This is a genomic window from Pseudomonas sp. MDT1-17 (genome assembly GCF_054898105.1).
This window is the reverse complement of record NZ_JBUBVM010000001.1, coordinates 1382470-1395670: the sequence shown is the minus strand read 5'-3', so window position 1 is coordinate 1395670 and position 13201 is coordinate 1382470. Positions and strand designations below refer to the sequence as shown.

Here is a 13201-nt window from a genome sequence, read left to right as displayed (position 1 = left end):
TGTTCAGTGCTCGGGTCGAAACTCGAAACCTCCAGGGTTGCGGCAACGGCCACCATTGATTTCCCGCAGTTGAGCTTGCAAGTGCAGGCACCAGATTTGCGGATCATCGGCCAGCTCATAGCCGTGCAGGGTGAGGCTTTCAACGATGGTGTCGAGAATCGACTCAGCCACAAAGGGACCATGAAACGGGCCTTGGGCTTTGATGGCAGAAGGTTGTTCGCCGGCCATTCCGGCGGCAAAGAGTAAGGTCCACATGCCCGTATCTCCCGCCAATGGGCGGATGGCACACTCGATACGGGTCACAAGGCCCAGGCATTGACGGGTGAGGCAGAGGTTGCGCGACATGGCGGCGACCCTCAGTAGATCCGGTATTCAGCCCCCACGGGAGGACTGTCTCGATCCAGTGATTACTGTCGATATCCTTGAGCTGAGAATAGAGGAAAAGTTTGACTTGTACGTCAGGTGAGACCGAAAGGCGCCGAATGGTCATTGCGTGAATATTGACGCCAGACTGATGGCACTTTTTGAGTAGGCCCGGATAGAAATGTGGGAGCGGGCTTGCTCGCGAAGGCGATCTGACATTCAACATTTATGTTGCCTGAAAGACTGCTTTCGCGAGCAAGCCCGCTCCCACATTAGTTTCTGCGTCAGGCGGGTTTGGCCTCGACCAGTGCTTCCTGCGCAGCTTCTTTTTCGGCTTCCTTGAGGTCTTCTTCGCTGATCATTTCTGCGATGACCCGCAAGCGTTCTACCACCCGCGCGTTAACGCTGCCTTCAGGGAACTGGCCATCTGCGTCTGGCGCACCGGCCGGCTCGCCAACCAACAGGCTTAGCGCCTCATCGGCCTGGCGTACGGCGTAGACGTGGAACTGCCCGGCGCGCACCGCCGTCAGCACTTTCTCGTCGAGCATCAGTGTGGCAACGTTGGCCTGAGGAATGATCGCCCCTTGCTCACCGGTCAACCCGCGCGCTTCGCAGAGTCGGAAGAAGCCTTCGATCTTCTCGTTGACCCCACCCACCGCCTGCACTTCACCGAACTGGTTGATCGAGCCGGTGATCGCAAAACACTGCTTGAGCGGGGTTTTCGACAACGCCGAAATCAAGGTGCAAGCCTCGCCCAGCGATGCACTGTCGCCATCGACGTAACCGTAGGACTGCTCCAGGGCGATACTCGCGGAAATCGCCAGGGGGAATTCCTGGGCGTAACGGCTGCCCAGATACCCGGTGAGGATCATCACGCCTTTGGAGTGAATGGGCTGGCCGAGGTTGACCTCGCGCTCGATGTCGACAATGCCGCTACCGCCCGGATACACCGTAGCGGAAATCCGCGCCGGCACACCGAACGCCGAGTCGCCGACCTCCAGCACTGTCAGCCCGTTACATTTGCCCACCGCCGCGCCATCCGTGTCGATCAGGATGATCCCCGCCAGCATGTCATCAAGAATCCGCGCCGAGACGCGCCCGGTGCGCGTGGCCTTGGCCTTGAGCGCACGTTCGATGTGCCCCGCGTCGGTCATTTCATCACCGGCCAGTTGGCGAATGAAATCCGCCTCGCTGACCAGTTGGAACAGATCACCGATCCGCGCCGACAAACGCCCCTGATGCTCAGCCAGGCGAGCACTGTAAGTCGCAAGACGCGCCACCGCATCAGCGGTCAGCGGCGCCATGCCTTCTTCCGAGGTGCGGGTTTTGAGCAACTGGGCGAACTGCTCCAGGCTTTCGTCGACCATCGGGATGTCTTCGTCGAAGTCCACCAGAACGCGGAACATCTCCTGGAAGTCCGGATCGAGGTCCTGCAGCGTGTAATAGAGCTGGCGGGCACCGATGATGACGACTTTGACCTGCAGCGGGATATGTTGCGGAGTCAGGGTCACGGTGGCGAAACGGCCCATCTCGCCCAGCGGCGATTCCATTTTCAGCTTGCGTGATTGCAAGGCGCGCTTGAGCGCATCCCACACGAACGGCTCGCTGAGCATTTTTTCCGCTTCAAGGATCAGGAAACCGCCATTGGCGCGGTGCAGCGCACCCGGACGCAACTGGCGATACGTGGTGTAGAGCGCACCCTGATCGGTGGTGTACTCGATGCGGCCGAACAGGTTTTCGTAAGTCGGGTGTGGCTCAAAGACCACTGGCGCACCACCGCTGAACGGATGACCGACCACCAGGCTCGGCGCGTATTGCTCTTCCAGCAGCTTGCGGGCGATGGCGTCGGTCTTGCTGTCGTCCACCAGTTGCTCGACCACCGTCTTGAGCAGGTACACCTGCATCGCTTGCAGGTAACCGCAGACACCGGCGTTTTCCGCGTACTTTTCCGACAGCGGTGCGAGCAATGGCTGCAAGGCCAGGGTGATGGTTTCTTCGTTGAGCTGGCGCATTTGATTGCTCGACTCACGCTTCCACTGCGGCAGGCTGGCGAGCTCTTCGTTCAGCCGCTCTTCCAACCACGCAATGTCGTCGTGAAAACGTTCGCGATCGGCTTCCGGCAGTTGGGCAAATTCGGCTTCGTCCACGGCCTTGCCTTCGCTCATCGGGGTGAAGGCGATATTGGTGCTGTCGCGGTACAGCGCAACTTCCTTTTCCAGCGCCAGGCGCTCGATCACATCCAGCGCGCGGTCATAGCGTTGATTGAAGGCGCGGTCGATGGCGCTTTTCTTCTGCTGGTAGGACGGGTGCTCGAACACCGCCGGAAAAATCGCCAGCAGGTTGTCGATCAAGCCGTTGATGTCATCGATAAAGGCACCGGCAGTGCCCGAGGGCAATTCCAGGGTGCGAGGTTCGCGAGGATCATCGAAATTGTTGACATAGACCCAGTCCGCCGGAGTCTGCAGGCGTTTGCCTTCGGCTTTCAGGTAGCGTTTGACGAACGAGAACCGGCCAGTGCCGGGCTCACCCATGACGAAGACGTTGTAACCGGGGCGTGGCATGGCCACACCGAACTGCAAGGCTTCGACCGCACGTTCCTGGCCAAGCACACCGCGGAAGGGCTCCAAATCATTGGTGGTAGAGAAGCTGAACTGTTCAGCGGAAAACGGACGGGTCAGCGCGTCGGGCGCTAAACGCAAGCTGGCAGCTACAGGATCAGGCATCGGGCTTCCTTACATCAGGCGGGGCAGATAGCGGCATTCTGGCGCTGCCCATACCTCACTTGCAAGGCGCGCCTCTAGCCAAAGCATAGACAAAGCGGCATCGCTAAGCGGGCCGGGTCTAAATCATTGTTTTCAACGAATGTTATGCAAAAAATAACGGAACCTCAGGAACGTGCCTAAACTCCAAATTGCGCGGCTGGAACAATAACCGGCCCACTGGCGCCAGATCGGGCCAGACCCCTTGTCCATTGGTATGCACATAAGAGAACAAAGCTATGAAACGGATTCTTCTCGGTACTCTCTTCACCGCTGTATCCCTCAATGCCATGGCTCAGGCGCCAGGCGGCCCGGATTGCGGTTGGGGCAACATGCTGTTCGAAGGTCAGCGTGGCACCCCGGCTCACTTCCTGGCATCCACCACCAACGGCACTTCCGGCAACGCAACATTTGGTATGACCTCTGGTACCAACGGTTGCTCGACAAATGCGTCGCTGACCTATGGCGGCAAATCCTGGATTGCCATGAATGGCATGATGAACGAGCTGTCCGAAGACATGGCTAAGGGTCAGGGCGAAGCGCTGACCACTTACGCCGTGGTAATGGGCGTGGCGCCGGAAGACCGTGCGCACTTCGCCGCCGTCACTCATGAGCACTTCCAGCAGATCTTCAGCAAGGCTGACGTGACCGCTGACGACGTGCATACCAACACCCTGGCCGTTCTGAAGAACGATCCTCGTCTGGCTAAGTACGCTACTCAAGCTTAAGCTCGACCCGCCCGTTCCTTTCGGGGAACGGGTTTTATTTTTTGGACCTGACCCTTTTTGGTCTTTGTATTCTTCGAGTTTAAGTAGCCCACTATGCTCAAACGCCTTGCCTGGCTGGCGCTCTGTTTCTGCGCCCCGCTGTCCGCCGCGCCTCACATAGACAATCAACGTTTGCAGCAACTGGCCAACGACCCCTTCTGGATTTCCCTGGGCCATTACGAAACCGCCAAACTCGGCGGCTGGCGCAGCTATGTCAGCGACAAGAAATTCTTCCTCGCCGCCGACGGCAATGAACATCCTGACCGTGAGCTGGCGGCGACCGTGCAAGCGCTGTACGCCCCGGCCAGTGCCGACGAAAAACATGCGCAATGCGTCTACCCCGCCCGCACCCGCTGGTTGAAGGCACAGCTCAACCTGAGCGATCTGCCGAAGCTTCCCTGCACTGAATTCGAGCAATGGTTCAAGGATGTTTCGCCTCACAGCGCGGTGATGATTTTCCCGGCGGCGTATCTGAACAGCCCGTCATCGATGTTCGGCCACACGTTGCTGCGCATCGATCAGGCCAATGTGCAAAGCGATCAAACCGCCCTGCTCAGTTATGCGATCAACTTCGGCGCGTACATTGAAGGTTCCGACAACAGCATCCTGTATGCCTGGAAAGGCCTGATGGGCGGCTATCCCGGTTTGTTTGCGCTGGTGCCTTATCAGGAAAAACTCTCGGAATACCGCAGCCTCGAGAACCGCGATCTGTGGGAATACCGCCTGAACCTGACCCAGGCAGAAACCGAGCGCATGGTCGAGCACGTCTGGGAACTGAAACAGATCCAGTTCGACTATTTCTTCTTCGACGAAAACTGCTCCTATCGCCTGCTGGAACTGCTGCAAGTGGCCCGCCCGAGCCTGCGATTGACCGAACAATTCCCGCTGACCGCGATTCCTACGGACACCGTGAAAGCGGTGAAAGAAGCCGGACTGGTGGAATCCATTCAGTATCGACCGTCTCGCGAACGTGAACTGCTGAGCCGCGCCGAGCCGTTGACCGATGAAGAACAGGATTGGGTGCTAAAAGTCAGCGCCGACCAGAAGCAGTTGCAGGAGCCGGCGTTCAAGGCTCAACCGCGCGAGCGTCAGGCGCTGATCATCGACGCGGCCTATCGCCTGGAGCGCTACCGCGCCAACGGCCAGGAACGTGACCCGCAACGGGCGCAGCGCAGTTTCGAACTGCTGCGGGCAATCAACCAGAACCCGCCACCGGCACTGGACATCCCGCAACCCGGCCTGCCCGAGGATGGCCATGAATCGCGAACCTGGCAGGCCGGCATCGGCACCCGGGGCGACAAGGCTTTTGGCGAATATGGCCTGCGCATGGCGTATCACGATCTCAACGACAACGCCGAGAGCTTCCCCCTCGGTGCACAGATCGAAATCCTGCAAATGAAACTGCGCCAGTACGAAGGCAATCACTGGCAGTTGCAGCAATTGGACCTGGCGACCATCCGCTCACTGACCCCGCGCAATGAGTTGCTGCAACCGCTCTCATGGCAGGTCACCGGCGGCCTGGAGCGAGTGCCCGGCAAACATGATGACGAAACCCTGGTCAGCCACGTCAATGGTGGCGGCGGCGGTACCTGGCAACTGGGCGAGAACATGCTCGGCTTTGCCTTGGGCACCGTGCGCATGGAGCACAACAACGACTTCGCCGGTTTCATCGCCCCGGCGGCGGGTTTCAATACGGGCGTGCTGTGGAACAACCCGCTGGGCAACTTCAGCCTGGAGGCCAAAGGTGATTACTTCACCAATGGCGAAGTGCGCCGTAGCGTGAGTCTGAATCAGCAGTGGGAATTGTCGCGCAACCTCGGTTTGCGCCTGAGTGCCCAGCGCGAATTCAGCCACCTGGCGTCGCCCGAGAACGAAGTGATGCTTGAGGTGAAGTGGTATCACTACTGAAAGATCGCAGCCTTCGGCAGCTCCTACATTAGATCGCGTACATCTGTAGGAGCTGGTGAAGCCTGCGATCTTTTGATCTTTCTTTCACATCCCGCTCACGAATCCACTCTTAGACTTCTCATATAGGCCGTTGACGGCCCGGGAGTCTGAGATGTGGCGTTGCGTGGGTGTGGTGGGGTTGCTGATGTTGATCGCGGGTTGCCAGACGACCCACGAGGATCTGATCGCCAAGGGCTATCCACCGGCGTTCGCCGATGGCTTCGATGACGGTTGCAGCAGTGGTCGGCAAGCCGCTGGCGCAATCACGGGTGAGTTTCGCAAAAACGTTCCGCGTTACCTCAAGGACAAGCAGTACGCGGAGGGCTGGAGCGATGGCTTCCGTCAGTGCCAGGCGATGCGCGAAAGCGAGGATCGCGAAGATTATCGCAGCCATCATTGGGACGACCGCGACGAAGACTGGCAGCAGCAAAAGGACCAGGGCGCCGCCCGTGCCTATCGCTCGCAATGAGTCGCTGACAGACATCCGTCGAAACTAAAAGCCTGCGACCATGGCCCAAACCCTATAACGGGAGAAAACCATGAGTCGCGCCTTCGTCAATGAAGATAACGCCGCCGCGCAAGCCGATCAGCCAGTCGAACGGCAGGTCAGCGCGCAGCCCAATTACGTCACGCCCGCCGGGTTTGTTCAGCTTCAGGCGAAAGTCGCCGAGGTGCAAAACCTGCTCAATGAACAAAGTGCGAAGGGTGAACTGGCGGACAAACAGCGCCAGGCCGACCTTGAGCGCGACTGGCGGTATTTCAATCAACGCCTGCAAAGCGCTCAGTTAGTTGTACCGGCCTCCTCGACCAACAAAGTGCAGATTGGCGCTTGGGTGACCTTTGCCGATGAACAGGGCACCGAACAACGCGTGCAGTTGGTGGGTGAGGATCAGGCGGAAGCTGCAAGTGGGCTGATCAACTGGGGTTCGCCGCTGGGGCGGGCGTTGCTGGGTGCGCAGGTCGGGGATGAAGTGCTGTGGAAGCGGCCGGCGGGGGATTTGGTGATTGAGGTTTTGTCCTTGGAAATCGGGTGATCATGAGGTCGTCATCGCGAGCAGGCTCGCTCCCACATTTGGAATGCATTCCCCTGTGGGAGCGAGCCTGCTCGCGATGGCCGCGCCACGATGATACTGAAACCCCATAAAAAAACGGAGCCCCGAAGGCTCCGTTTTTTCATGCAACCAACCTGAAATCAGGCCAGTTTCTTGTGCCGTACACGATGCGGCTGAGTAGCCGCTTCGCCCAGGCGCTTGCGGCGATCGGCTTCGTACTCGGTGTAGTTGCCTTCGAAGAACACCGCTTGCGAGTCGTCTTCGTACGCCAGGATGTGAGTCGCGACGCGGTCAAGGAACCACCGATCGTGAGAGATCACAATGGCAGCGCCCGGGAAGTCCAGCAGGGCTTCTTCCAGGGAACGCAGGGTTTCAACGTCTAGGTCGTTGGACGGTTCGTCGAGCAGCAAGACGTTGCCGCCCTCTTTCAGGGTCAGGGCCAGGTGCAAGCGACCGCGCTCACCACCGGACAGGTCCTTGACGAACTTCTGTTGATCGCCGCCCTTGAAGTTGAAGCGACCGACGTAGGTGCGCGACGGGATCTCGTAGTTGCCGATGCGGATCTGGTCGGAACCGTCAGAGATTTGCTGGAACACAGTCTTGCTGCCGTCCAGGTCGTCGCGGCTCTGATCGACGCACGCCAGTTGCACGGTTTCGCCAACTTCGATGCTGCCCGAATCCGGCGTTTCCTTGCCCATCAGCATGCGAAACAGGGTCGATTTACCGGCACCGTTACCGCCGATCACGCCGACAATCGCGCCTTTCGGCATGGAGAACGACAAGTTGTCGATCAACACGCGATCGCCATAACCCTTGGATACGTTCTTGAATTCGATGACCTTGTCGCCCAGGCGCGGACCGGCCGGGATGTAGATCTCGTTGGTTTCGCTGCGCTTCTGGAATTCCTGCGACTGCATTTCTTCGAAGCGTTGCAGACGAGCCTTGGATTTCGACTGGCGGGCCTTGGCGCCTTTGCGCACCCACTCCAGTTCTTCCTTCATGGCTTTTTCATGGGCCGACTGCTGCTTGGATTCGGCAGCCAGACGATCGGACTTGGCTTCAAGCCAGCCCGAATAGTTGCCCTCGTACGGGATACCGGCGCCGCGGTCGAGCTCGAGGATCCAGCCGGCGACGTTGTCCAGGAAGTAACGGTCGTGCGTGATCGCTACCACGGTACCCGGGAAATCGTGGAGGAAATGCTCCAGCCAGGCAACGGAATCGGCGTCCAGGTGGTTGGTCGGTTCATCGAGCAGCAGCATGTCAGGTGCGGACAGCAACAGGCGGCACAGGGCCACACGACGCTTTTCACCACCGGACAGGAATTCGACCTTGGCATCCCACGCTGGCAGACGCAGCGCATCGGCGGCGACTTCCAGTTGGCGATCCAGGTTGTGACCGTCGCTGGCCTGCAGGATGGCTTCGAGTTTGGCCTGCTCTGCCGCAAGCTTGTCGAAGTCGGCATCCTCATCAGCGTAAGCCGCGTAGACCTCGTCCAGGCGCGCCTGAGCGTTCTTGATCACGCTGACCGCTTCCTCGACTACTTCACGCACGGTCTTGGTCGGGTCCAGGATCGGTTCTTGCGGCAGGTAGCCGATGTTCAGGTCCGGCATCGGACGGGCTTCGCCGTCGAACTCGGTGTCGACGCCCGCCATGATTTTCAACAGCGTGGATTTACCCGAACCGTTAAGGCCGAGCACGCCAATCTTGGCGCCCGGGAAGAACGAGAGCGAAATGTTTTTCAGGATTTCCCGCTTCGGCGGAACAACTTTACCCAGCCGATGCATGGTGAATACGTATTGAGCCATGGAGAACCTAGGGTCAGTGAACGATGAATGATTGGGGCGCGGGCGATGCCCGGCCAGGCCGTGCGCGTCGTCCGACTGATGGGTATCAATGCGTGCGCGTTAAAAAAGCCTGAGTATAGGGGGCGTTCTCAATTTAGTTTCCACGCCGCGTTGTCGCCTTAAAGCGGGCCAGGCAAGGCGCAGGCCGCTGGGAATGGTTGTTCCCTTTCCAAGGCCTGCAACGCAGCCTGGCCCGCTTTAAGGCACAACCCGAAGGGCCAGGCCTGCTGTTGTGCAGGGCTGCGTTGCTCGAAGCTTATTTGGAATGACCAAACCACGCTTCTCGCGCCTTGCCCTGCACAACAGCAGACCCGGCGCGGCGCGGAAACTAATTGAGAATGCCCCCTAAGAGCTGGAACGCTCCCGCGTAACGGGCAAAGCTACCTGAATGACCGATGGCAGTCCAGCCGAGCAGGACTGGCACTTTGCCACAACTCAAGGCATGCTAGCCGCCCTTCGGGCGTCCGGCTTATAGTGCGCGTCGCGCCAGTCCAGCCAAACCGCAGGATTACAGTTTGTCTAATGTCACTCCCTCATCTTCCGTGAGCGCACTCAATCCTGCGACCGGCTCACCCCTGCGTGGATCCTTGAAGGGCGCGCTGGCGATGCTCGGCCTGCTGCTGCTCGCGCTGCTGTTCTGGCAGTTGCTGGATCAGCTTCGCGAAACCCAGAAAAACCAGCGTCAGTACACCATCGACTACACCGCCGACCTGGCCTCGCAAGTCAGCCTGAACATGGCGCTCAACGCCCAGATCGCCCTCAACCTGCTACCGATCGTCGAACAACCCAAAAGCGCCGACGAACTGCAGGAGCTCTTGCGCAAGATGCAAAAATCCTTGCCCGACCTGCGCAGCCTCGCGTTGCTCAGCCCTTCCGGAAAAGTCCTCAGCGACAGTGCCGAGGACAGCAACGATGCCGACTACCTGAGCGAACTGGTGCGTCGCAGTCACGCCCAGGCCCATTATTTCAGCAACGCCAATGACGGTTCGATGGTGCATCTGCTCCTGCATCAGACCAGCGGCAGCACCCGCGGCTACTGGGCTCTGCGCCTGACGCCGACATTTTTCTCGTCGCTCACCAACCCCAACGAAGCCGGTATTCGCCCGCTGTGGCTGGTGGAAAACCGCGTCAATCACCAGGTCATCAGCCGCGATGAATCGCAGACTTTAACCAAATCGAGCGAGCTGACCGCGAACGATGTAGCCAACAGCGTGCTGACAGTGCCCCTGAGCAGCAGCGACTGGCAACTGCGCGGGCTGTTCGACCGGCAACGGGTGATCGAACACCTGCTGCCGGCGTTCATTGGCAAATGCCTTCTGGGCCTGGCCTTCTCCCTGCTGCCGTTCATCGCCCTGCTGAACATGCGCCGCCGCCAGCGCCAGGTGCACGAAGGCCGTCGACGCTACCAGGATATTTTCGAAGGCACCGGCGTCGCCCTGTGCGTGCTCGACGTATCCGGGATCAAAAGCTTCCTCGACAAGGCTCAGCTGCACAGCAGCGAACAACTGAAAAGCTGGCTCGATACGCCGCAACAACGCCAGCAACTGCTGCAGGAACTGCGCATCACCGAGGTCAACCTGGTCGCCCTGCAACTGCTCAACGTCAACACCTGCGATCAGGCCTGGAAACTGCTGATCGACGGCAATCCGCAGGACGGCACCGCCATCGGCAATCAAGTGCTCGACGCGGTGCTCAACCAGCAGAAACAGCTTGAACTAGAAATCAAACTGCAGGACGCCAATGGCCGCGACCAGCACGTGTGGCTGGTCCTGCGGTTGCCGGAAGACCTGGACGACCATAAAGCGGTGATCCTGAGCATCACTGACATCACCAGCCGCAAGCTCGTCGAACTGTCATTGCTGGAGCGTGAAGGATTCTGGTCCGACGTGGTGCGCACCGTGCCGGATCATCTGTACGTGCAAGACGTGATCAGCCAGCGGATGATTTTCAGCAACCACCACCTGGGCCAGACGCTCGGTTACAACCGTACCGAACTGCACCAGATGGGCGAGTATTTCTGGGAAATTCTCCTGCATCCCGAAGATGCCGATTTCTACCACCGCTCACGCCAGACCCAGCGGCAGGCCGGCTACAGACAATTGCTGCAATGCCAACTGCGCTTTCGCCACCGGGACGGTCAATGGCGGCGTTTCGAGATCCGCGAGCAGGCGCTGGCGCGGGACAAGCACGATCAGGTCACGCGGATCATCGGCGTGGCCAAGGACATCACCGAGCAGATTGAGGCCAGTGAGTCCCTGCGCGACAGCGAGCAGCGTTACCGGATGCTCGCCGAAAGCATCAGCGACGTGATTTTCTCAACCGACAGCAAGATGGTGCTCAACTACGTCAGCCCGTCGGTGCAAGCCGTGCTGGGCTACGACGCCGACTGGATTTTCCAGAACGGCTGGCAATCGACCATCGCCAACCCGCAACAACTGACCGGCATTTACAACCTGATGGACCGGGTCAGCAAAGCGCTGAATAAACCCGACCAACTGGCGCTGTTGCGCAGTCAGGTGCAGACCCAACTGTTTTTGTTCGACTGCCTGCGGGCCGACGGGCGCAAGATTCCCATCGAACTGCGGCTGGTGCTGGTCTGGGACGAACTCGGTGCATTCGAAGGCGTGCTGGGCGTCGGTCGCGACATCAGCCAGCAGCGCCGGGCCGAAAAAGACCTGCGCATGGCCGCGACAGTCTTTGAGCACTCGACCTCGGCGATCCTGATCACCGACCCGGCCGGCTACATCGTCCAGGCCAACGAAGCCTTCAGCCGTGTCAGCGGTTATGCGGTGGAGCAGGTGCTCGACCAGTTGCCGAACATGCTGACGGTCGACGAGCAGCAGGAATCCCATCTGCGGTACGTGCTCAAGCAACTGCATCAGCACAGCACGTGGGAAGGTGAAGTCTGGCTCAAACGACGCAATGGCGAGCATTACCCGGCCTGGGTCGGGATTACGGCGGTGCTGGATGACGAAGGCGATCTGGCCAGCTACGTGTGCTTCTTCAGCGACATCAGTGAGCGCAAGGCCAGTGAGCAGCGGATTCACCGCCTCGCCTATTACGACGCCTTGACCCACCTGCCCAACCGCACGCTGTTCCAGGATCGGCTGCACACGGCGCTGCAATCGGCCGAACGGCAGAAGTCCTGGGTGGTGCTGATGTTCCTCGACCTGGACCGCTTCAAACCGATCAACGACTCCCTGGGCCACGCCGCCGGCGATCGCATGCTCAAGGAAATGGCCACGCGCCTGCTCGGTTGTGTCGATGATGACGACACCGTAGCGCGCATGGGTGGCGATGAATTCACCTTGCTGCTGCAACCGCGGCCGACCCGTGAAATCGCCTTGAACCGGGCGATTCATGTGGCCGAACAGATACTCGCCAGCCTGGTGAAACCGTTCGTGCTTGAAGGCCGCGAGTTCTTCGTCACCGCCAGTATCGGGATCGCCCTGAGCCCTCAGGACGGCAACGAACTCAGCCAGCTGATGAAAAACGCCGACACTGCGATGTATCACGCCAAGGAACGTGGCAAGAACAACTTCCAGTTCTATCAGGCCGACATGAACGCCAGCGCCCTGGAGCGCCTGGAGTTGGAAAGCGACTTGCGCCATGCTCTGGAGCAGGACGAATTCGTTCTCTATTACCAGCCGCAGTTCAGCGGCGATGGCAAACGCCTGACCGGCGCCGAAGCCTTGCTGCGCTGGCGCCACCCGCGACGCGGCCTGGTGCCGCCGGGAGACTTCATCCCGGTGCTCGAAGAGCTCGGTCTGGTGGTGGATGTCGGCGACTGGGTGATCAGCGAGGCTTGCCGTCAGCTCAAGACCTGGCATCAGGCCAAAGTCCGGGTGCCCAAGGTGTCGGTGAACATTTCGGCCCGGCAATTCTCCGACGGCCAGCTCGGGACGCGGATCGCCACCATCCTCAAGGAAACCGGCCTGCCGCCGGCGTGCCTGGAGCTGGAACTGACCGAAAGTATCCTGATGCGCGAAGTCAGCGAAGCGATGCAGATACTCGCCGGGCTGAAAAATCTCGGCCTGAGCATTGCGGTCGACGACTTCGGCACCGGTTACTCATCGCTCAACTACCTCAAGCAGTTCCCGATCGACGTGCTGAAAATCGACCGCACCTTCGTCGACGGCCTGCCGTCGGGTGAGCAGGATGCGCAGATTGCCCGCGCGATTATCGCCATGGCTCATAGCCTGAATCTGGCGGTGATTGCGGAAGGCGTGGAAACCCACGAGCAACTCGACTTCCTGCGTGAGCATGGTTGCGATGAGGTTCAGGGGTATCTGTTTGGCCGTCCGATGCCGGCGAGCCGGTTTGAAGCACAGTTCAGCAATGATGCGCTGTTCATGTTCGACTGAGATTTATAGTGCTGCGGGCGGCCCCATCGCGGGCAAGCCCGCTCCCACATTTGGAACGCGTTCCCCTGTGGGAGCGAGCCTGCTCGCGAAGGCGCCAGCACGATC

8 protein-coding genes are annotated in these 13201 nt (G+C 59.7%); 5 read left to right on the top strand and 3 right to left on the bottom strand.

Annotated elements, in window-relative coordinates; translation table 11 throughout:
* Nucleotides 1-3 precede the first annotated feature (3 nt).
* Together ACYZTX_RS06150 and ACYZTX_RS06145 are read right to left on the bottom strand one after the other, a co-directional pair.
* On the bottom strand, nucleotides 4-345 hold the full coding sequence (locus ACYZTX_RS06150; RefSeq protein WP_046048783.1) for a PA4575 family protein: 342 nt from the start codon (nucleotides 343-345) through the stop codon (nucleotides 4-6).
* Nucleotides 346-647: 302 nt separating this feature from the next.
* Nucleotides 648-3086, bottom strand: coding sequence for a Lon protease family protein (locus tag ACYZTX_RS06145; protein WP_462033347.1), 2439 nt, complete (start codon nucleotides 3084-3086; stop codon nucleotides 648-650).
* A 275-nt stretch (nucleotides 3087-3361) separates the two neighbouring features.
* Between ACYZTX_RS06145 and ACYZTX_RS06140 the strand changes: the two genes are divergently transcribed.
* The 4 genes from ACYZTX_RS06140 to ACYZTX_RS06125 all read left to right on the top strand — a co-directional run bounded on the left by ACYZTX_RS06140 (nucleotide 3362) and on the right by ACYZTX_RS06125 (nucleotide 6870).
* A complete protein-coding gene (locus ACYZTX_RS06140; RefSeq protein WP_461974501.1) occupies nucleotides 3362-3850 on the top strand; it encodes a DUF3015 domain-containing protein in 489 nt (162 codons plus the stop codon).
* Nucleotides 3851-3943: 93 nt separating this feature from the next.
* Nucleotides 3944-5797 carry an Lnb N-terminal periplasmic domain-containing protein gene (locus tag ACYZTX_RS06135; protein WP_462033346.1) on the top strand — a complete coding sequence of 618 codons (1854 nt, stop codon included), beginning with the start codon at nucleotides 3944-3946 and terminating at the stop codon, nucleotides 5795-5797.
* A 151-nt stretch (nucleotides 5798-5948) separates the two neighbouring features.
* Nucleotides 5949-6305, top strand: coding sequence for a hypothetical protein (locus tag ACYZTX_RS06130; protein ID WP_462033345.1), 357 nt, complete (start codon nucleotides 5949-5951; stop codon nucleotides 6303-6305).
* A gap of 70 nt (nucleotides 6306-6375) precedes the next feature.
* Entirely contained in the window at nucleotides 6376-6870 is a 495-nt protein-coding gene (locus ACYZTX_RS06125) for a GreA/GreB family elongation factor (RefSeq protein ID WP_462033344.1), read from the top strand.
* Between the two features lie 158 nt (nucleotides 6871-7028).
* Here ACYZTX_RS06125 and ettA read toward each other — a convergent pair whose 3' ends face one another.
* Nucleotides 7029-8693, bottom strand: a complete 1665-nt coding sequence (ettA, locus tag ACYZTX_RS06120) for an energy-dependent translational throttle protein EttA (protein WP_458510211.1) — start codon at nucleotides 8691-8693, stop codon at nucleotides 7029-7031.
* Between the two features lie 554 nt (nucleotides 8694-9247).
* Here ettA and ACYZTX_RS06115 point away from each other — a divergent pair.
* The gene (locus ACYZTX_RS06115; RefSeq protein WP_462033343.1) at nucleotides 9248-13096 is read left to right on the top strand and encodes a bifunctional diguanylate cyclase/phosphodiesterase; all 3849 of its coding nucleotides are present in this window, start codon (nucleotides 9248-9250) and stop codon (nucleotides 13094-13096) included.
* Nucleotides 13097-13201 lie beyond the last annotated feature (105 nt).